The organism is Streptomyces sp. NPDC104307, assembly GCF_055584045.1.
In genome coordinates this window covers 104,664-125,361 of record NZ_JBVJMU010000007.1, presented here as the reverse complement: position 1 = coordinate 125,361, position 20,698 = coordinate 104,664, and the positions used below count along the sequence as shown (strand labels likewise).

The window sequence follows — 20,698 nt, the reverse complement described above, 5'->3', positions numbered from 1 at the left end:
CACACGCCCTGGTCAGCACCGGGAAACAGGGGCATGGGGTGAGACAAGGTGAACGCAGAGGGCGGGCCCCCTCGCCGGGGACCCGCCCTCTGAGCTGCTACTTCTCTGACCTGGCGGTGGGTGTGGGATTTGAACCCACGGTGACATCGCTGCCACGACGGTTTTCAAGACCGTTCCCTTAGGCCGCTCGGGCAACCCACCTCGCACCGGCGGGCAACGGCCCGCTTCGACGCGAGGACAGCCTAGCCGGTCAGCTGTCGCCCTTGCGCTCGCCCAGGGTGACTTCGGCGGTCGACGTCTTGCCGTCGCGCTTGTACGTCAGCGTGACCTTGTCGCCCGGCTTGTGGGTCCAGATCTCACCGATCAGGGTCGGGCCGCTGTCGACCACGGTGTCGTTGAACTTCGTGATGACGTCACCCGGCTTGAGGCCCGCCTGGGCTGCGGGGCCGCCCTTCGTCACCGCTTCCGTGCCGCTCGCGCCCTGGTCCGAGATGACCGCGCCGCCGGTCTTCTCGTCCATGGTCACCGTGGCGCCGATGACCGGGTAGACCGGCTGGCCGGTCTTGATCAGCTGCTCGGCGACGTTCTTCGCCTGGTTGATCGGGATCGCGAAGCCGAGGCCGATGGAGCCCGCCTGGCTCTGGCCGGTGCTGCTGCCGGTCGACTGGATCGCCGAGTTGATCCCGATGACCGCGCCACCGGCGCTCAGCAGCGGGCCGCCGGAGTTGCCCGGGTTGATCGAGGCGTCGGTCTGCAGGGCGCTCATGTACGAGTTGCTGCCGCCGGAGCCGTCACCGGAGGCGACCGGGCGGTTCTTCGCGCTGATGATGCCCGTGGTGACCGTGTTGGACAGACCGAACGGGGCACCGATCGCGATCGTCGAATCGCCCACCGCCACCTGTTCCGAGTTGCCCAGCGACAGCGGCGTGAGCCCCTTCGGCGGGTCCTTCAGCTTCAGGACCGCGACGTCGTAGCCCTCGGCCCGGCCGACCACCTCTGCGCCGTACTTCTTGCCGTTCGAGAACGTCGCCGTGAGCTGACCGTTGTCCGCCGCGGAGGCCACCACGTGGTTGTTCGTGAGGATGTGGCCCTCCTTGTCGTACACGAAGCCCGTGCCCGTGCCGCCCTCCCCGTCGCCGCCCTGCGCGTCGATGGTGACGACGCTCGGCAGCGCCTTGGCCGCCACGCCCGCGACCGTGCCCGGGTCGCGCTTGAGGTCCTGCGGGTTGGCCGACGCCGCGACGGTGGTCGAACCCGATGAGCCGGAGCTGTCGTTGCTGTCAGCGGCCCAGTAGCCGAGGGCGCCGCCGACGCCGCCCGCCACGAGCGCTGCCACGACCGCCGCGGCCACCAGACCGCCCGCACCCCGCTTGCGGGGTGCGTCGGGCGTCTGCAGCTGGCCGGGCGGGCCCCACACCGGGCCACCGCCGTGCGCACCGTGGCCACCGCCGTGCGCACCGTGGCCGCCGTGGGCGTACGCGGGGACCGCGGGCGGAGGCGGGGGCCAGCCTGCATCCGCCGCCGACTGCGGTACGGGAGGTACGGGAGGAGGGGTGTGGGGCTGCGGCGTCGGGGGGACCTGGGCCATGGGCGTGGTCGCCGGGTCGTGCGCCGACGGGACCTGCGGCTGCTCGGCGGTCACGTCCGGCCGCGGAGGGGCCGGGGGCGTGCTTCCAGGGGACCCCTGGGGAGCATCGGCCGGCACTGGAGGTGCGGACGGAACGGACGGGGCGGCCTCGGCCGCGTTGCCCTCGTTGCCCTCGTTCTCTGTGCTCACAGCTCTATACTCCTCGGTTCCACATCATCGTTCGGCAAGAGATCCGCTGTGTACGTGTCTGGAGTCAGCTTTTCCCACAGCACGTCAGACCACTGTAAGCAGGACCTGTGCATCCGCGCACGGGCCTTTACACCGGACAAAACGACCTCGCTTCGCGAGGTTCGCGCACCCGGGCCCCCCGGTGACACCATGACGCGGTGACCCAAGCACGGCAGCAGCACACCACGCAGCATCCCATCCAGGTCATCGCACACCGAGGCGCGTCCGACGACGCCCCCGAGCACACCCTGGCCGCGTACCGGAAGGCGATCGAGGACGGCGCCGACGCCCTGGAGTGCGACGTACGGCTCACCGCCGACGGCCACCTCGTATGCGTGCACGACCGCCGGGTGAACCGTACGTCCAACGGACGCGGCGCGGTCTCCGCCCTGGAGCTCTCCGAGCTCGCCGCGCTCGACTTCGGCTCGTGGAAGGACCGGGACGAGTCGGAGTCCCCCGACTGGGACCCGGTGCCGGGCGAGCTCACCTCCGTACTCACCCTGGAACGGCTGCTCGAACTGCTCGTCGAGACAAGAGCCGCCGGGCGTCCGCTCCAGCTCGCCATCGAAACCAAGCACCCGACCCGCTGGGCGGGCCAGGTCGAGGAGCGGCTGCTGCATCTGCTGAAGCGCTTCGAGCTCGACGCACCACCGGCCGAGGGCCCCTCACCGGTCCGCATCATGAGCTTTTCCGCCCGCTCCCTGCACCGCGTCCAGGACGCTGCACCGGAGCTGCCCACCGTGTACCTGATGCAGTTCGTCTCGCCCCGGCTGCGGGACGGACGGCTGCCGGCCGGCGCCCGGATCGCCGGCCCCGGGATGCGGATCGTGCGCAGCCACCCTGGCTACATCGACCGCCTGCACCGCGCGGGCCACCGGGCCCACGTCTGGACGGTCAACGAACCGGAGGACGTCGACCTGTGCGTCCGGCTCGGAGTGGAGGCGATCATCACGAACCGCCCGAAGCAGGTCCTCTCCCAGTTGGGCCGCTCTTCATATCAGTGACGGGGAGTACACCGGCGCATTCGGGCTGTACTCGATCGTCGCGAGTGCGTCACTGTCAGACCACTGGCCGGTTTCCGGCTCAGCCCAGGGGGGCATCCACATCGTGGCGTGGGGCAAAGGAGGTCTCGGGGGTGGCGTTGGTGGTGGCACAGGAAGTGCCCACGTCGTCGAGCATGGCCGTACCCCATGGCCCTGCGGGCGTGGGTCAGGCACGACGCCGGATGCGTGAGCAGTTGCGCAGTCACGGGGTGTCGGATTCGGTCGTCGACGATGCCGTATTGATCCTTTCCGAACTGCTCAGCAACGCCTGCCGTCACGGCAGGCCGCTGGGCCGGCACAGCGACGTGGGGGAGGGCGACGTGCGCGCCGCCTGGCGCGTCGACCGGACCGGCGGGCTGACGGTCGAGGTGACGGACGGAGGCGGTCCGACCCGACCGGTTCCGGCCACTCCGTCGGTCACCGCTCGCGGCGGCCGGGGGCTCAACATCATCAGCGCGCTCGCCGAGAAATGGGGCGTACGCGACGACTCGTCCGGCGAGGTCACGGTCTGGGTGCTGGTCGACGAAGGGCCGCAGCGTCCCGGCGGACGGGGTACCGAACGGGGCAACGGACGAGCCACAGGCGCGACCGGGCCGGCGGACGCGATCGGAGTGCCCGTTCCCGTCGTACCGGGACTCGACGGGCTGGATCTCGCCGACGCCTTCGACGACGCGGGCTGACGCCGAGAGTGTCTCGCTGACCGGTCCGCGCACCCGTGCAGGCCCCCTCCCCGCGCCCGTGCCCGCCTGCAGCTGACCAGCTCGCCGGCCCGTGGCCGGGCAGCTGCGCACCGGGCACCGCAAGGACGGCTAGGCTCGCGGCCCAGACCGCACTGTCGCAACCGTCGCAACCGGGAGAAAGCCCACCATGGCCAAGAAGCGCCCTCAGACCAAGGCCGGGAAGCAGCAGCTCACGGACGGCGAGATCCCGGTGGTCGGGGCTCGCGAGCCCTGCCCGTGCGGTTCCGGCCGCCGGTACAAGGCCTGCCACGGCCGCGCCGCCGCCCAGGCCGTGACCGAGCTCGTCCAGCGCCCCTTCGAGGGACTGGCCGGCGAATGCGACTGGGTCGCGCTGCGCGAGCTGGTCCCGGCCGCCACGGTCGAGCTGACGCTGAAGGGCGGGCTGCCCGAGGGCGTGCCGTCCGTGACGCTCGCGACCGTGCTCCCGATGGCCTGGCCCGCGCTGCGTCGTGACGACGGCTCGGTCCTGCTCGCCCTGCAGAACGACACCTCTTCCGGTGACCTCAGCCGGGACCTCGCCGACACCCTGCAGCGCGCGCTGGAGACCGAGCCCGGCTCTCCCGTCACCGCCCGGCGGGTTCCGGCCGACGGTCCCAGGCTGCAGGATGTCCTGGACCCGGATGCGCCTTTCGCGCCCGTCGTGCACTCCGGCTTCGAGTTCTGGGTGCCGGACTCGGAGAACGCCACGGCCGAGGTGTCCGCTTCCCTGGAGCGCGCGAACGAAGCCGCGATCCCGACCGTCCTGCTCACCGGGGTGGATGGAGCGTACTGGTGCGAGACGCCGGACAAGAACCACCTGCGGTGGGTCATGCCGCACCCCGAGGAGCAGCTCCTCGACGCCCTCGCCCGGCTGCACGCGGCGGGTGTCTCGTCGCTCGGCGAGGGGACCCGGCTGGTCGGCTCCTTCCGCGCGCACGGCCTGATGGTCCCGGTCTGGGATCTGCCGAGCGCGATGGGGGCAGAGGAGTGCGAGAAGCCCGCGGCGGTGTTCGCGGAGCGGCTGGCCACGGCGCTCGCTTCGGACGCGCCCCTCACCCCCGAGGAGCGCCGGGCGCGCGGCGGGCTCACCAACCGCCAGGTGACACTCAGCTGACAGTGACCACTACCGGGGCCGTACGGTGACTCGCGTCACAACTCGCCGTACTGACAGGTAAATCGCTGTCCGAATACGCGAGATCGAATTTGCGAACGGCAGATCTCTTGTTACCGTTCTAGAAGCCCGGTCGCTGGTGCATCCCCCGTCGCCAGCGATCGGGCATCCTCATTTCCGGGTACGGCGCCCAACAGCGCGCCGCACGGCGCACGCACCGCGCACAGACCTGATGCAGGTCCCCGGACGAGCCCCCGGCGACAACGGCTCCGTCTCGTCAATCCCCCCTGACTTCCCCGGCATCACCCTGCCCGCCTGGCGTCTCGCCGCACCCCCAACGGTTCCGACCGGTGCCGCCCCGACACCCGGACGGCACCCGGACGGCACCCGGGCGATCCCCTGGTTCTCCTAAAGAAGAACTCGAACATTCCTCGAACGTGATTCGGATGAGGCATCAGAAAACCGACTGCCGAACGTCTTTGTAGCGACCGGCTTTGCGCGCGGCCGGCACGAGCCAGGACAGGCGGCCAGCGGAACCGGGAGATCCGGCAGCACACCGTTGCGGATGTCAGGCATTTCCTGCTGGACGCGCGCCTTCCCGGCGTACGGAATTCCTGACGGTGCGCCGGAATTCCGCGCACATCGCCCTTGCCGCCGCCTCTCCCCTGCCAGCAGGCAGCCGGTTGGCCCCGTCAGTACGCGAGCCGGCTCCCACCGTCCGGAGCGCTGGTGCTCGCCTCGACCAGCGCGTCCAGGACCGCCCCCACGTCCGGCAGCCACGGCGAGGCGGCCGCCGCGACGGGCGCTCCGCCCGTCAGCCGCAGCCCGGAGACCCGGGCCGGCGCCCGCACCCAGCGCACCTGCCCCGCACCGGTACCGGACGGCGGAAGGACGAGGTAGCCCCCCTCGCCGTGGAACCGCAGCGAGCTGGGCACCCAGTCCTGCGCGTGCAGCAGTTCACCGAGCCGTTCGAGGGTGTACGGGGCGACCAGCAGCGACCACCGGGTCGGCGTCGCCACCACGGGGCCCAGCCGCACCCCCATCCGGTCGAGTTCGGCCAGCGCTCCGGCGCCGACCGCCGCCGGCAGGCTCAGCGCGCACGGCGCTCGCCCGCCGGTGGCCAGTACCACCGGCGCGGTGGGCCGGTTCGTCCACCACCAGCGCACCATCCGCGGTTCCGTGGTCGCCGCGAGCAGTCCGGGATCGAGGGGGTGTGCGCCGGGCACGGCGCACTCGGGATCGGGGCAGGCGCAGCCGCCCTCACCGCGGCCGTCGGCCGTCCGCAGCCCCACTCCGGGGAGTACGGGCCACTGCCACTCGGTAGCACAGGTCAGGGCCGCGTCGAGCTGGGCGGTCCTGCCCCGGAACCGGAGCCTGCGTCGCCTTCCGAGGATCTCGCGCATGAGCGCTCGTTCCTTTCCGTTGAACGCCGAGGGTCCACATCACACCACGCGTGCGTCACATCGCGTGTGCGGAATTTCACTGTGTGTACATGCTCGTCGAGCCTGCGGTACGGGTTGGTCGTCGCTACCGAGCGTGAGCTGTGCTGAGCCGAATCGAGCCGGTTCCAGTCGAAAATCGTGGCCAGGCGCAGAGCACGTATCGCGCCTGCCGTCCGTGCGTACAACCTCGCCACTCGGGGGTGGGGCGTGGCCGTCACAGATGAGGACGTCCGGGCCCGCTGCCAGGTTCCGGGGGCGGTCGGAACCACCCCTGGCCATCCATCGATTACGTACCCAGCATGCCCGCGATGACGCTCCCCCCGGGACTTCACCCCGTGAGCACCCCCTGCCAAGCAGACCCAGTCGACCGCAAATAGCTTCCGCAGGGTGCATTTTTTGGCCAAGTTAGTTATCACTTGGACACCACAAATCCCGTGGGGACAATGCTGGACATCACGTTACTTGTGCGTGTACATGTGGATGCATTGATAGCGGCGCAGAATGACATGGGGGTTTGCGATGCTATTCGACGAATCACACCAGTCGGAAAGCTGGCGACCATGAGCGCCCCGCACCTGCCGAAAGTGGCTGGAATCGATCCCACGGTTCCGGTTTCGACACACACTGACGGGTCTCTCTCCGAAGTGCCCGCCGTCCCCTCTGCCTTCATCCAGGACCGTCTGGCGGGCTGGGTCTCCGACCTCACCACGCTGCACGAACTCACCGAGCGGCTGGCCAGAACCAACACCCTGGACGACGCACTCCACGAGCTGCTCGAAGCCGGAGCCGCTCTGCTGGGTGCCCGTCGCGGGCTGATCGTGTTCGAACCCTCGGACCGCCGTGGCCCCGTCAGCACCATCGGTCTCGGACTGGCCCACGCGGAGCTCGGCCAGATCGAGACGGTGCCGCGCAGCGCCACGTCCTACGGCCGCATCCTTGAAGGTCTGCCCGCCTCCGAAGACTCGCTGACCACCCCCGATCTGCTCGGCGACACCGGCCTGGACCCCCGCAGGCGCGAGGTCGCCGCCCGGCTCGGCTACGCCGCCAGTTACGCGCTGCCGATCACCACCGACCGGACCGGCCGGCTCGCCGCCGCCGTCTGGCTCTACGACGAGCCCGCCGAGCCGCTGGAGCGCCAGCGCCACCTGGCCGGTCTGTACACCGGGTACGCCGCCGAACACCTGGCCCGGCTGCTGGAGCTGGAACGGGCCAGGACCGATGTCGCCACCGTCACCGAGGAGCTGCTGCCCAGCCGGATGCCCCGGATTCCCGGCGTGGAGCTGGCAGTACGCCACCACGCCGCACCGCAGGGCGGCAACGACTGGTACGACGCCCTGGCCCTGCCCGAGGGTGCGCTCGGCCTCGCCGTCGGCTCGGTGAGCGGCTCCGGGCCGAACGCCCTGGCCGCGATGGGCCGGCTGCGGGCCGGCCTGCGGGCGTACGCGGTGATGGAGGGCGAGGACCCGGTCGCCGTACTCTCCGATCTTGAGCTCCTGCTGCGGCTGACCGAGCCGGCCCGGTCCGCGACCGCGCTCTTCGCCTACTGCGAGCCCGCCCGTCGCAAGATCCTGCTGGCCGGGGCCGGGCACGCCCCGCCGCTGATCATCGGTGACCGGCGCACCGAGTACGTCGAGACCACCCTGTCCGCGCCGCTGGGCATGCTCGCCTGCTGGGAGGCGCCGAGCGTGGAGATCGAACCGGCGCCCGGCGAGACCGTCCTGCTGTACACCGACGGACTGCTGCACCGGGCCGGGGACTCGATGGACCGGGCGTTCACCCGGCTCCACTCGGCGGCGGCGAGCGTCCCGAAGGCGCTGCGCCACGACGCCGCCGCGGTTGCCGACCACGTGCTGCGCACCGTGCTGCCCGACGGACCCGGGCAGGGCGAAGACACCGAGGACGTGGTCCTCCTGGCGGCACGGTTCGACTGAGCCGTCCCGCGCCCCGGACCGTTCCGGTACGAGGTCTTCCGGTAACAGGTCTTCCGGTAACAGGTCTTCCGGCCCTGGGCCCCCTTCCGTACGCCCGTACGATGGAGGGGGTCCAGTGTCGTATCAAGGAGAGACAGAGTCGTGTCTGAGGAGCTCACCCCGGAGAACCCGGAGACCGAAGAGGCAGAGCCGGTCAAGCAGCGGAAGAACGGCCTGTACCCGGGCGTATCCGACGAGCTCGCCGCGAGCATGAAGTCCGGCTGGGCCGACACCGAGCTGCACGGGCTGGAGCCGATCGCACAGGCCGCGCACACCGCGGAGCGCCGCGCCGCGCTCTGCGCGCGCTTCCCCGGCGAGCGGCTGGTCATCCCGGCCGGCCGGCTGAAGACCCGTTCCAATGACACCGAGTACGCCTTCCGCGCCTCCACCGAGTACGCGTACCTCACCGGCGACCAGACCCAGGACGGCGTCCTGGTCCTGGAGCCGGTGAACGGCGGCCACGAGGCGACCGTCTATCTGCTGCCGCGTTCCGACCGTGAGAACGGCGAGTTCTGGCTCGACGGCCAGGGCGAGCTGTGGGTCGGCCGCCGCCACTCCCTCACCGAGGCCGAGCAGCTGCTCGGCATCCCGGCGAAGGACGTACGGGAGCTGCCCGCCGCACTGACCGGGGCCACCGGCCCGGTCCGTAACGTCCGCGGCCACGACGCCGTCATCGAGGCCGCGCTGACCGACAAGGTCACCGCGGAGCGCGACGAGGAGCTCCGGGTCTTCCTCTCCGAGGCACGCCTGGTCAAGGACGCCTTCGAGATCTCCGAGCTGGCGAAGGCCTGCGACATCACCGCGCGCGGTTTCGAGGACGTCGTGAAGGTCCTCGACAAGGCGGAGGCGACGAGCGAGCGCTACATCGAGGGAACGTTCTTCCTGCGCGCCCGCATCGAGGGCAACGACATCGGCTACGGGTCGATCTGCGCCGCGGGCCCGCACGCCACCACCCTTCACTGGGTGCGCAACGACGGAGCGGTCCGCTCCGGCGAACTGCTGCTGCTCGACGCCGGCGTGGAAACCAACGACCTCTACACCGCCGACGTGACCCGCACCCTTCCCATCAACGGCACGTTCACGCCGCTGCAGCGGAAGATCTACGACGCGGTGTACGAGGCCCAGGTCGCCGGTATCGCGGCGGTCAAGCCCGGCGCGGGCTTCCGGGACTTCCACGACGCCGCGCAGCGCGTCCTGACCGAGAAGCTCGTCGAGTGGGGCCTGCTCGGAGACCGGACCGTGGACGAGGTCCTGGAGCTGGGGCTGCAGCGCCGCTGGACCCTGCACGGCACCGGTCACATGCTCGGCATGGACGTCCACGACTGCGCCGCCGCGCGGACTGAGTCGTACGTGAACGGAACGCTGGAGCCCGGCGTCTGCCTCACCGTCGAGCCCGGTCTCTACTTCCAGGCCGACGATCTGACCGTCCCCGAGGAGTACCGCGGCATCGGCGTCCGGATCGAGGACGACATCCTCGTCACCGAGGACGGCAACCGGAACCTCTCGGACAAGCTGCCGCGTCAGGCCGACGAGGTCGAGGCCTGGATGGCCCGGGTCAAGGGCTGACCTTCCGCCCCCTCACCCGCGCCGGAGGGCGCCCCGCTCAGGACACCATGAGCAGGGCGCCCTCCCGCCATTTGAGGATCTTGTCGAAGCTCACCACCGCGCCGCCGCGCCCCGGCCGGTTGCCGAAGTGGACGTGGTCGGAGAGCTCCTCGATCAGGCAGAGGCCGCGCCCGCCCTCGGCGGCCAGCGGCGGGTGCCCGGCCTGCTTCGACTGGCACTGCTGAAGTTGGTACTGCTGTTGGTACTGCGGTTGCTGTTGATTCTGCGGTTGCTGTTGGTACTGCGGTTGCCGCTCTTGCTGTGCGGCGTCGCGAAGCGTGCGTCGCGTGGGAAAGCCGGGACCTGAATCGGCGACTTCGATACGGCACTTCTCACCGTCCAGGTACGCGGTGACCCGGTACTGCCCGCAGGCCGTACCGGACGGCTCCTCCCACGCGTCCAGAGCATCCATCGCGTCCCGGTGTTCCCCGGCCCTGTCCGGGCCTCCGTTGGCCCCGCCGTGCTCGACGGCGTTCGCGCAGGCCTCGCTGAGCGCGACCGACAGGTCGAAGGAGATGTCCGGGTCCACGCCCGCGGATTCCATGCTGCCGAGCAGGAAACGACGGGCGAGCGGAACGCTCGCAGCTTCGCGCCGCAGATGGAGTGACCACCACATGCTCATGCTCCAGCCTCCTGGCTGCGGCTCGACATACCGATACGTATTGCCGCCCGATGCCGTTCGTAAGCACGGACGGGATGTGAGACCGCTCATTCGGCGGATACCCGGGCTCGCCGCACCTGTGCATGTCCCGGCCCACAGGACGTCTCCTACCCCGTCCGCAACCATCCCCAACAGCCCGGCGCGCAGCCAATCGGGCGGAAGGTGACCTTCCGGACCTGCCGTACGGCGGCCGGGGCCGCAGTGCGATGATGACCCGGCCATGTCTACGTCTGTGGGACGCGCCGGAGCCGGTCTACGGCTGCTGAGGGCCGCGGTGTTCGCCGCGGTCTGCGTCGCGCTGTCCGCGGCCGGACACGCGATGGCAGCCTGCGCGGCGGTGCCCGGGTGGACCCTGCTCGCCGGATTCCTCGGGATCCTGGCGGTGGCGGTGGTACTGGCCGGCCGCGAACGCTCGCTGCCGTCGATCGCCGTGGCCCTGGCCGGCGGACAGATCGCCCTGCACACGCTCTTCGGTGTCGGGACGCACGCCGCGACGCCGCAGCCCTCGGCCGGTGACGACTCGCTGATCCGGTTCGCGGCGAGCCTCGTCTGCGGCGCGGGCCCCGCTCAGTTGAACGCCGCAGACGCCCATCGCATCGTCACCACCGCGGGCATCGACCCCGCGTCGGTGACCGCGCAGGCGCATCAGCACATGGCCACCACCCCCTCCGGCGGCATGGCCGGCTCCGGAGCGGCCGGCCTCGCCGGAATGTTCCCCAGTCTGCCGATGCTGCTGGGTCACCTGCTGGCGGCGCTGGCCACCGGCTGGCTGCTGCGGCGCGGCGAGATCGCCCTGTTCCGGCTCGCCCGGCTCTCGGCGCACGGCGCCCAGCAGGTCGCGGCCGGAGCCCGGCTGCGGGCGCTGCGCGCGGCGCTCGTCCTCGTATCCGCCCTGCGGGCCGGTCTTCCGGACGGTCCGGCGACCGGGCCGCGCACGCTCCGTACGGCGGCCGACGCACCGGCCCCGGCCACCGGGGACCCCCTTCAGCACATGGTGATCAGGCGCGGGCCGCCACCCGCGTTCGCTCTCGCAGCCTGACGCGACACCCTCCACACGACGCGCGCACGACCCTCGCAGACACCTCACCGGTGCGAACGCGGGGCTGCGCACACACACCGCTCGTGAGGGGAAGAGGTGTCGCGATGCCGTCGCGCACCCGCGCGGCGGAGCACCTTTCCTTCGTGCTTTGTGGAGTGATCCCTGACATGAACGTTTCCCGCATCGCCCTCGCCGGCGGCGTCGCCGCGTCCACCGTGCTGATCCTCGCCGGTACGGCCTCCGCCCACGTCAGCGTCCAGCCGGAGGGCGAGGCCGCCAAGGGCGGTTACGCCGTCATCAACTTCAAGGTCCCCAACGAGCGCGACGACGCCGCCACCACCAAGCTTGAGGTCAACTTCCCGACCGACCACCCGCTGGCCTCCGTCATGCCGCAGCCCGTACCCGGCTGGAACATCAAGGTGACCACGAGCAAGCTGGCCAAGCCGCTCGACATGCACGGCAAGAAGATCAACGAGGCTGTCTCCAAGGTCACCTGGACCGCCGACGGCGGCAAGATCGAGCCCGGCCGTTTCCAGCAGTTCCCGCTCTCCGTCGGCCAGCTCCCGGAGGACGCCGACCAGCTGGTGTTCAAGGCCATCCAGACGTACGACAACAAGGAAGTCGTCCGCTGGATCGAGGAGCAGAAGGACGGGGCGGAGGAGCCCGAGAGCCCCGCTCCGGTCCTCAAGCTGACCGCCGCCGCCGACGAGGCGCACGGCGCGGCGGCTACGGACTCCGACGACAAGAACGCCGCCGCGGACCAGTCGAAGGACGAGAAGACGACGGCATCGGCGTCCTCTTCCTCCTCCAGTGACACCACCGCCCGCGTTCTCGGCATCGTCGGCATCGTCATCGGCGTCGCAGGTGTCGCCTTCGGCGTCCTGGCCGGCCGACGGCGCACCGCCTGACCGTCCACCAGGGCGTGTCTCGAAACACGCCCCAGGGCCCGTCGTCACACTGCCGTCTGCCGCGCGACGACAGGCCCTGGCCCCACCCGCCACACCGACCCATCAGGAATCAGTGCTCCATGGTTAAGAAGTCTGTGCTGGCCGCGGCGCTCGTCGCCGCGGCCGCACTCACCCTGTCCGCCTGCGGCGGCAGTGACAACGACAGCAAGAAGCCGATCGCCGACGTCTCTGTGGAGGCGAAGGCCAAGGCCGCGACGGTGCTCGACGACCCGTTCACCAAGCCGAACCTCGTCCTGACCGACACCCACGGCAAGAAGTACGACCTCCGTGAGAAGACCAAGGGCAAGCCGACACTCATCTACTTCGGCTACACCAACTGCCCCGACGTCTGCCCGCTCATCATGAGCAACATCGCGATCGCCAAGAAGTCCCTCCCACAGGCCGAGCGGGACAAGCTCCAGGTCGTCTTCGTCACCACCGACCCGGAACGCGACACCCCGTCCTCGCTGGGCAGCTGGCTCAAGTCCCAGGACCCGTCCTTCATCGGTCTCACCGGCGACTTCCCGACCATCCAGGCGGGCGCCCGGCAGATCGGCATCGGCATCGACGCGCCGAAGAAGGAGAAGGACGGCACGATCGTCTCGATGCACGGCTCGCAGGTCATGGCGTTCTCCCCGAAGACCGACAAGGGGTACGTGCTGTACAGCGAGGACACCACGCCCGACGACTACACCAAGGACCTCCCCAAGCTCATCGAGGGGAAGACTCCGTGAACCGCCGCACCGCCCTCGCCGGCGTCCTGGCCCTCTCGACGGGGCTGGCGCTGGCGGGGTGTTCCGCCACGGGCGGCAAGCCGGAACTGAAGGTCACCGGCGCGTTCATGCCGCAGCCCGTCAACGACATGGCGGCCGCCTTCCTCGTCGTGCACAACAGCGGCGGCGGTTCCGACCGGCTCACCTCCGTCACCAGCCCGCTCTCGGACGACGTCACGATCCACGAGACGAAGAACCAGGCGATGCGCATGGTGACGTCCTTCGCGGTACCCGCAGGCGGTGAGCTGGACCTGGAACGCGGTGGAAACCACATCATGTTCATGAAGCTCAAGCAGCAGCCGAAGCAGGGCGAGAAGGTGTCCGTGGAGCTGCACTTCGAGAAGGCCGACCCCATCAAGGTCGACCTTCCCGTGAAGGAGACCACCCACAACCCGAAGAAGCAGTGAGGGACTGACAGACCATGACAGCCACCGCCCCGCCCTTCGGGCCGCCCCCGTCCGTACCCGCCATACGCAGGCCGCTCGCCGCGGCCGGACTCCTCGCCGCTCTGCTCGGCGTGGTCTTCGGTCTGCTGCTGGCGGTCGCGGGTCCCGCGTCGGCCCACGCCGCACTCACCGGGAGCGATCCACAGGACGGGGCGGTGGTCGCCACCGCCCCCAAACAGGTCACGCTGACCTTCTCCGAGCAGGTGGCCGTGGGCAAGGGATCCATCCGGATCCTCGACCCGAACGGCAAGCGCGCCGACACCGAGGGCGCCCCGCTCGATCTGCACAGCGGCTCCACCGTGAAATACGGCGTCGCCCTGCACACCGGCCTGCCCGACGGCACGTACACCGTCGCCTGGCAGGCCGTCTCCGCCGACAGCCATCCGGTCTCCGGCGCCTTCACCTTCTCCATCGGCGCGCCCTCCAAGACGACCGTCGCCCTCCCGGACAACGAGGCCGGGGGCGGACTCGTCGGCACGCTCTACGACATCGCGCGCTACGCCGCGTACGCCGGATTCATCGTGCTCGCGGGCGGCGCCGCCTTCGTGCTGGCCTGCTGGCAGCGCGGGGCGGGCGCGCGCCCCCTGCAACGCCTCGTGGTGCGCGGCTGGATGACCCTCACCGCTGCCACCCTCGTCATGCTGCTGCTGCGCAACCCCTACACCGGCTCGGGGAAGCTCGCGGACGCCTTCGACCTCGACGGGCTCCAGGCGGTCCTCGACACCAAGCCCGGCGCCGCGCTCGTCTCACGGCTGCTGCTGCTCGGTGCGAGTGCGCTGTTCATCGCGGTGCTGTTCGGAACGTACGCGAAGCGCGAGGACGAGCGCGAGAAGAAGGACCTCACCTTCGGCCTCGCCGCCGGGGGCACGGTCATCGCCGCCGGGATCGCCGGGACGTGGGCGCTCGCCGAGCACGCCTCGACCGGCATCCAGCCGGGGATCGCCATGCCGGTCGACGTGCTCCACCTGCTGGCCGTGGCGACCTGGCTCGGCGGGCTCGCGGCCCTGCTGGTCGCGCTGTACCGCACCCCCGACGTCACCGCCGACGCCGTGCGCCGCTTCTCCCGGATCGCGTTCTGCGGGGTGCTCGTGGTCGTCGCCACCGGGATCTACCAGTCCTGGCGCCAGCTCGGCTCCTGGTCCGCGCTGACCGATACGGGGTACGGGCAGCTGCTGCTCGTGAAGGTGGGGCTCGTCGCGGTGCTGGTCGGGGTCGCGTCGTTCTCCCGCCGGTGGACGGGGAGGCTGGCGTCCGGCGGCGGCGCGGTGGCGAAGACGGAGACCCGAGCTGCCGAAACCGGGGCGGAGGCTGACGCAGAGGCCGGGACGGAAGCTGACGCAGAGGCCGGGACGGAAGCTGTGGCCGGGGCGGAAGCCGACACCGCACCGGCCTCGCCTTCGGGCCGTTCGACGGCGCAGGACCCCGCGCGGGCCGTCCAGCTCGCCCGGCAGAAGGCCGCCGTGGCCACCGCGGAGAAGAAGCGGGTACGTGACGCCGACCCCGACCGCTCCGGCCTCCGCCGCTCGGTGCTGGCCGAAGTCGGCGTCGCGGTGGTCCTGCTGGCGGTGACCACCATCCTGACGTCGACCGAGCCCGGCCGTACCGAGGAGGAGGCGGCCCGTGCGTCGAACGCGGCCGCCGCTCCCGCGGCGAGCGGTCCCGTCAACCTCACGCTGCCGTTCGACACCGGCGGCAAGAACGGCAAGGGCACGGTCCGGATGGACATAGACCCGGGCCGTACCGGCACCAATGCGATCCACCTCTGGATCGAGGACGCCAACGGGAAGGCCATGGACGTCCCCGAGGTGAAACTCGCCCTCACCCTGAAGTCCAAGGACATCGGCCCCCTTCCCGTGGTTCCGGTCCGGCTGACCGAGGGGCACTGGACATCCACCGGCCTGCAGATCCCGATGGCGGGCGACTGGACCGTCGCGGCGACTGTGCGGACGTCGGACATCGACCAGACGACCGTCGACAAGAACGTGAAGATCGGCTGAGCAGGACCGTGAGCGCAAAAAGTTCGAACATCACAGGCAACGCAGGTAATGCGGGCAAAGCAGTTAGAACGGAGAAGGGAAGCGGCGGATCCGGGGGCGCCGGTCCACACCAGCCCGGCGCCCTCTCGCGGCGACGGCTGCTCGGCACCGCCGGAGCGGCCGGGGCCACCGGGCTGGTGCTCGGGGCGGCCGGAGGTGCGACCGGCTACGCCGCGACGCGGGACGACGCACCGACCGCGCTGACCTCCGTCGGCTCCTCCGAGGTGATGTTTCACGGGAAACATCAGCCGGGGATCACCACCCCGCTCCAGGCGAGCGGCCATCTCATCGCCTTCGACCTGGCCCCCGGCGCCGGCCGGAAGGAGGCGGCCGCCCTGATGCGCCGCTGGTCAGCCGCCGCACAGCGGCTGATGGCTGGCGAGCCCACCGCCGGTGGAGCGGCAGACGGCACGGGGCACGACACCGGCATCGCGCTGGATGCCGGGCCGTCCTCGCTGACCGTCACCTTCGGCTTCGGCGCCACCTTCTTCGAACGCACGGGCCTGGCCGACCGCCGTCCGCCGGGACTCGACCCGCTGCCGCCGTTCTCCGCCGACCACCTCGACAGCGCCCGCTCCGACGGCGACCTCTGGGTGCAGATCGGCGCCGACGACGCGCTCGTCGCGTTCCACGCACTGCGAGCCGTACAGAAGGAGGCCGCTTCGACGGCCACCGTGCGCTGGCAGATGAACGGCTTCAACCGCACACCCGGCGCCACCGCCAAGCCGATGACCGCCCGCAATCTGATGGGCCAGATCGACGGCACCGGCAACCCGAAACCGGCCGACAGCGACTTCGACCGGCGCGTCTTCGTCCCGTCCGGCGGCGGTGACGCGAAGCACGAATGGCTGGCCGGCGGCTCGTACGCGGTCGTCCGCCGGATCAGGATGCTGCTCGACGACTGGGAGAAGCTCCCGGTGGAACGTCAGGAACGCGTCATCGGCAGGCGCAAGGCGGACGGCGCCCCGCTGAGCGGCGGCACCGAGACCACCGCCATGGATCTCGACAAGGCGGGCCCCGACGGGAAACTCCTGATCCCCGACAACGCGCACGCCCGGATCTCCTCCCCCGAGCGCAACAGTGGCGCGGCCATGCTCCGCCGCCCGTTCTCGTACCACGACGGCATCGCCACGGACGGCACCCCGGACGCCGGGCTGCTGTTCATCTGCTGGCAGGCGGATCCGCTGCGGGGCTTCGTACCGGTACAGCGCAAACTCGACCGGGGAGACGCGCTCTCCCCCTTCCTGCGCCACGAGGCGAGCGGGCTGTTCGCGGTGCCGGGCGGGGCGGCGGCCGGGGAGTACGTGGGGCAGCGGCTGCTGGAGTCCTGAGCCGGAACGGCTCAACAGTCCTGGACTTTTGAGCCGTCACGGCGCATTAGGGTGACGGTATGTCCGCCACGCGCTACGCCTATCTCGGCCCAGAAGGCACCTTCACCGAGGTCGCCCTCCGTACGCTCCCGGAAGCCGCCACCCGCGAACTCGTCCCGATGGTCTCCGTGCCGGCGGCCCTGGACGCGGTGCGCAACGGCACGGCCGCCGCGGCACTCGTACCGATCGAGAACTCCGTCGAGGGCGGCATCACCACCACCCTCGACCAGCTCACCAGCGGTGAACCGCTGATGATCTACCGCGAGGTGCTGCTCTCCATCACCTTCGCGCTGCTCGTGCGCCCCGGCACCAAGCTGTCCGACGTCAAGACGGTCACCGCTCACCCGGCCGCGCAGCCGCAGGTCCGCAACTGGATGGCCGCCCATCTTCCGCAGGCCGTATGGGAGTCGGCGGCATCCAACGCGGACGGCGCCCGGCTCGTGCAGGAGGGCCGGTACGACGCCGCGTTCGCCGGCGAGTTCGCCGCGGCGACGTACGGGCTCGAACCGCTGGTGACCGAGATCCACGACGCGGAGAACGCCCAGACCCGTTTCGTTCTGGTGGGGCGCCCGGCCCGGCCGGCGGCGCCGACCGGCGCGGACAAGACGTCGGTGGTCATCTGGCTGGGCGACGACCATCCCGGTGCGCTGCTCGAACTGCTCCAGGAGTTCGCGGTGCGCGGGGTGAACCTGATGCTGATCCAGTCCCGGCCGACGGGTGCGGGGATCGGCAACTACTGCTTCGCGGTGGACGCCGAGGGCCATATCTCCGACCGCCGGGTGGGCGAGGCGTTGATGGGGCTGAAGCGGATCTGCCCGAACGTCCGCTTCCTCGGCTCGTATCCGCGGGCGGGTGTGACGCCTGCGGACGTGGGCCCGTTGCGGGCGGGCACGTCGGACGCGGAGTTCACGGTGGCCTCGGACTGGCTGGCCCGGAACCTGGACGGGCGGGCCTGACGGTCCCGCCGCTCACCGGCGCCCTCCGGCTGTCGTTCTCGGGGCGTCGGCAGCTGTCGTTCTCGGGGCGTCGGCGCTTTCGCGCACCCACGGTTCCGGTGAGATCAGCGGATTGTCATCATCGGAAAAGTTATCCACAGGCACGCGTCTCGACCTGGGGACAAGTCGACACCGCAATGCGACATGGTCGACAAATCTCCCCAGTCGCCCCAGACCCGTCCACAGACCGGCAGGACGGCCGGTGTCACCTCAATTCCATTGATCAACTCTTTAGGCGAGGAATTCCCACCCGAACGAGCGTGCAGGGCGGGTTTGAAGAGCGATTCCGCGAGCTCTCGCGCCACTTTCGGAATGATCTCTCCCGCGTCCACAGATCTTCTTCACAGCCTGTGGATAACTTTCTGGAGCTGTCCATCCCTGTGGACAAGCGAGGGTCAACTCCCCTTCCAGGCAAGGCCGGTACGTCAAGACTCATGAACCCTTCTGCCCCATTTAGGGGAATAGGGCCTTTTTATTGACGCTGCCGCTCACAGTCACTCACGCACGCGCGGTGGATTCCTCTCCAGCATTACCAATACCGGCAATTCGGGCAAAGTGACACGCTTGTCAATATCGGTTCGAGCTACGGAAGCCGACACCGGTAGCCTGGAGGGGTGATTGACCTTCGCCTGCTCCGTGAGGACCCCGACCGTGTTCGCGCCTCCCAGCGCGCCCGTGGAGAGGACGTCGCGCTCGTCGACGCCCTGCTCTCCGCCGACGAGCGGCGCCGGTCGTCCGGGGTTCGGTTCGACGAGCTCCGTTCCGAGCAGAAATCGCTCGGCAAGCTCATCCCCAAGGCCTCTCCGGAGGAGCGCGCCGAGCTCCTGAAGAAGGCCGAACAGCTCAAGGTCGACGTCAAGGCGGCCGACGCGGCGCAGGGCGAGGCCGACGAGGAGACCAAGAGCCTGCTGCTGCGGCTCGGCAACATCGTCCACGAGGACGTGCCGGTCGGCGGCGAGGAGGACTTCGTCGTCCTGGAGACGCACGGCACCATCCGCGACTTCGGTGCGGAGGGCTTCGAGCCCAAGGACCACCTGGAGCTGGGCGAGGCGCTCGGCGCGATCGACATGGAGCGCGGCGCCAAGGTGTCCGGCTCGCGCTTCTACTACCTGACGGGCGTCGGCGCGCTGCTGGAGCTCGCTCTCGTCAACGCGGCGATCGCCCAGGCCACCGAGGCCGGCTTCATCCCGATGCTCACGCCGGCGCTGGTCCGCCCGCGCGCCATGGAGGGCACCGGCTTCCTCGGCCAGGCCGCGGAGAACGTGTACCACCTGGAGAAGGACGACTACTACCTGGTCGGCACCTCCGAGGTACCGCTCGCGGCGTACCACATGGACGAGATCATCGACGCGGACAAGCTGCCGCTGCGCTACGCGGGCTTCTCGCCGTGCTTCCGCCGCGAGGCCGGTACGTACGGCAAGGACACCCGGGGCATCTTCCGGGTCCACCAGTTCGACAAGGTCGAGATGTTCTCGTACGTCGACCCGGCGGAGGCCCAGGCCGAGCACCAGCGGCTGCTGGACTGGGAGAAGCAGTGGCTCACCGCTCTCGGGCTGCCCTTCCAGGTGATCGATGTCGCCACCGGCGACCTGGGCTCCTCGGCCTCCAGGAAGTTCGACTGCGAGGCGTGGATCCCGACCCAGGGCAAGTACCGCGAGCTGACCTCCGCGTCCAACTGCGACGGTTTCCAGGCGCGCCGACTGTCCGTCAGGATGCGTGACAACCGCGACGGCAAGAAGGTGCTCCAGCCGCTGTCCACGCTGAACGGCACGCTCTGCGCCGTCCCGCGGACCATTGTGGCGATCCTGGAGAACCACCAGCTGGCCGACGGTTCGGTACGGGTTCCCGAGGTGCTCCGCCCGTACCTGGGCGGGCGCGAGGTCCTGGAGCCGGTCGCCAAGTGACCTTTCCCTACAAGCTCGTCGCGACCGACCTCGACGGCACGCTGCTGCGTGACGACGACACGGTCTCCGGGCGCACGCGCGAGGCACTGGCCGCGGTCACCGCGGCCGGTGCGGCGCACATCATCGTCACCGGCCGCGCCGTCCCCTGGACCCGGCACATCCTGGACGACCTGGGCTACGAGGGTCTGGCCGTCTGCGGTCAGGGCGCGCAGGTCTACCACGCGGGCGAGCACAAGCTGCTGACCTCGCTGACGCTGGACCGGCAGCTCGCCGGTCTCGCCCTGTCCAAGGTGGAAGCGGAGATCGGTCCGCTGGCGCTGGCGGCCAGCCGCGACGGGCTGGACGGCGAGGTGCTGGTCGGTCCGGGCTACCGCGTTCAGGAGGGCCCGCTGCCGGCCCACTACGTCCGGGACCCGGCCGAGATGTGGGCGGCCCCGCTCAACAAGGTCTACATACAGCACCCGGATCTGGACGACGACGCGCTGGCGAAGGCAGCGCGGGCGGCGGTCGGCAATCTGGTCGACGTGGTCATGGCAGGACCGGGGGTCGTGGAGATCCTGCCGCTCGGGCTCAGCAAGGCCACCGGCCTCTCACTGGCCGCGCGCCGCCTGGGTATGAAGGCGGCGGACACGATCGCCTTCGGTGACATGCCGAACGACATCCCGATGTTCGCGTGGTCGCGGCACGGTGTGGCGATGGCCAACGCGCACGAGGACCTGAAGACAGTGGCCCACGAGGTCACCACGTCGAACCAGGACGACGGGATCGCCGTGGTGCTGGAGCGACTGCTCCAGCAGCCTTAGGGGACCGGCTGCCTGACC

At 70.4% G+C, this 20,698-nt stretch carries 17 protein-coding genes and 1 tRNA gene; 14 read left to right on the top strand and 4 right to left on the bottom strand.

Going from position 1 to position 20,698, the window contains the following annotated elements; genetic code table 11:
* Positions 1 to 111: 111 nt before the first annotated feature.
* Together ACZ601_RS20105 and ACZ601_RS20100 are read right to left on the bottom strand one after the other, a co-directional pair.
* Positions 112 to 201, bottom strand: a tRNA-Ser gene (locus tag ACZ601_RS20105).
* A gap of 49 nt (positions 202 to 250) precedes the next feature.
* A complete protein-coding gene (locus ACZ601_RS20100) occupies positions 251 to 1,777 on the bottom strand; it encodes a S1C family serine protease (protein WP_469539710.1) in 1,527 nt (508 codons plus the stop codon).
* A 197-nt stretch (positions 1,778 to 1,974) separates the two neighbouring features.
* Between ACZ601_RS20100 and ACZ601_RS20095 the strand changes: the two genes are divergently transcribed.
* The 3 genes from ACZ601_RS20095 to ACZ601_RS20085 all read left to right on the top strand — a co-directional run bounded on the left by ACZ601_RS20095 (position 1,975) and on the right by ACZ601_RS20085 (position 4,692).
* On the top strand, positions 1,975 to 2,820 hold the full coding sequence (locus ACZ601_RS20095) for a glycerophosphodiester phosphodiesterase (protein WP_469539708.1): 846 nt from the start codon (positions 1,975 to 1,977) through the stop codon (positions 2,818 to 2,820).
* 131 nt (positions 2,821 to 2,951) lie between these two features.
* The gene (locus ACZ601_RS20090) at positions 2,952 to 3,539 is read left to right on the top strand and encodes an ATP-binding protein (RefSeq protein WP_469539706.1); all 588 of its coding nucleotides are present in this window, start codon (positions 2,952 to 2,954) and stop codon (positions 3,537 to 3,539) included.
* 187 nt (positions 3,540 to 3,726) lie between these two features.
* Positions 3,727 to 4,692 (top strand): DUF5926 family protein, encoded by a 966-nt coding sequence (locus tag ACZ601_RS20085; protein WP_469539704.1) that lies wholly within the window; start codon positions 3,727 to 3,729, stop codon positions 4,690 to 4,692.
* Between the two features lie 689 nt (positions 4,693 to 5,381).
* Here ACZ601_RS20085 and ACZ601_RS20080 read toward each other — a convergent pair.
* On the bottom strand, positions 5,382 to 6,092 hold the full coding sequence (locus ACZ601_RS20080; protein ID WP_440574290.1) for a bifunctional DNA primase/polymerase: 711 nt from the start codon (positions 6,090 to 6,092) through the stop codon (positions 5,382 to 5,384).
* A 482-nt stretch (positions 6,093 to 6,574) separates the two neighbouring features.
* Here ACZ601_RS20080 and ACZ601_RS20075 point away from each other — a divergent pair, with 482 nt between their 5' ends.
* Positions 6,575 to 8,062 carry a PP2C family protein-serine/threonine phosphatase gene (locus ACZ601_RS20075; protein WP_469539702.1) on the top strand — a complete coding sequence of 496 codons (1,488 nt, stop codon included), beginning with the start codon at positions 6,575 to 6,577 and terminating at the stop codon, positions 8,060 to 8,062.
* 141 nt (positions 8,063 to 8,203) lie between these two features.
* Positions 8,204 to 9,667, top strand: coding sequence for an aminopeptidase P family protein (locus tag ACZ601_RS20070; protein ID WP_469539699.1), 1,464 nt, complete (start codon positions 8,204 to 8,206; stop codon positions 9,665 to 9,667).
* Between the two features lie 37 nt (positions 9,668 to 9,704).
* Here the strand turns inward: ACZ601_RS20070 and ACZ601_RS20065 are convergent, their stop codons facing one another.
* A complete protein-coding gene (locus tag ACZ601_RS20065) occupies positions 9,705 to 10,328 on the bottom strand; it encodes an ATP-binding protein (RefSeq protein ID WP_469539697.1) in 624 nt (207 codons plus the stop codon).
* A gap of 259 nt (positions 10,329 to 10,587) precedes the next feature.
* On the opposite strand from ACZ601_RS20065, the gene ACZ601_RS20060 reads away from it, so the two are divergent.
* The 9 genes from ACZ601_RS20060 to ACZ601_RS20020 all read left to right on the top strand — a co-directional run bounded on the left by ACZ601_RS20060 (position 10,588) and on the right by ACZ601_RS20020 (position 20,680).
* Complete coding sequence (locus ACZ601_RS20060) at positions 10,588 to 11,406, top strand: hypothetical protein (RefSeq protein ID WP_469539694.1); 819 nt, start codon at positions 10,588 to 10,590, stop codon at positions 11,404 to 11,406.
* Between the two features lie 167 nt (positions 11,407 to 11,573).
* Positions 11,574 to 12,314 (top strand): YcnI family copper-binding membrane protein, encoded by a 741-nt coding sequence (locus ACZ601_RS20055; RefSeq protein ID WP_469539692.1) that lies wholly within the window; start codon positions 11,574 to 11,576, stop codon positions 12,312 to 12,314.
* 119 nt (positions 12,315 to 12,433) lie between these two features.
* Positions 12,434 to 13,087, top strand: a complete 654-nt coding sequence (locus tag ACZ601_RS20050; RefSeq protein WP_469539690.1) for an SCO family protein — start codon at positions 12,434 to 12,436, stop codon at positions 13,085 to 13,087.
* On the top strand, positions 13,084 to 13,533 hold the full coding sequence (locus ACZ601_RS20045; RefSeq protein ID WP_469539687.1) for a copper chaperone PCu(A)C: 450 nt from the start codon (positions 13,084 to 13,086) through the stop codon (positions 13,531 to 13,533). Before ACZ601_RS20050 ends, ACZ601_RS20045 begins: the two co-directional genes overlap by 4 nt.
* Positions 13,534 to 13,547: 14 nt before the next feature.
* Complete coding sequence (locus tag ACZ601_RS20040; protein ID WP_469539685.1) at positions 13,548 to 15,569, top strand: copper resistance protein CopC; 2,022 nt, start codon at positions 13,548 to 13,550, stop codon at positions 15,567 to 15,569.
* Positions 15,570 to 15,598: 29 nt separating this feature from the next.
* Positions 15,599 to 16,939, top strand: a complete 1,341-nt coding sequence (gene efeB, locus ACZ601_RS20035; RefSeq protein WP_469540072.1) for an iron uptake transporter deferrochelatase/peroxidase subunit — start codon at positions 15,599 to 15,601, stop codon at positions 16,937 to 16,939.
* 59 nt (positions 16,940 to 16,998) lie between these two features.
* Positions 16,999 to 17,934 carry a prephenate dehydratase gene (pheA, locus tag ACZ601_RS20030; RefSeq protein WP_024492880.1) on the top strand — a complete coding sequence of 312 codons (936 nt, stop codon included), beginning with the start codon at positions 16,999 to 17,001 and terminating at the stop codon, positions 17,932 to 17,934.
* Between the two features lie 653 nt (positions 17,935 to 18,587).
* Positions 18,588 to 19,877, top strand: a complete 1,290-nt coding sequence (serS, locus tag ACZ601_RS20025) for a serine--tRNA ligase (RefSeq protein WP_440574299.1) — start codon at positions 18,588 to 18,590, stop codon at positions 19,875 to 19,877.
* On the top strand, positions 19,874 to 20,680 hold the full coding sequence (locus ACZ601_RS20020) for an HAD family hydrolase (RefSeq protein WP_440574300.1): 807 nt from the start codon (positions 19,874 to 19,876) through the stop codon (positions 20,678 to 20,680). Before serS ends, ACZ601_RS20020 begins: the two co-directional genes overlap by 4 nt.
* Positions 20,681 to 20,698 lie beyond the last annotated feature (18 nt).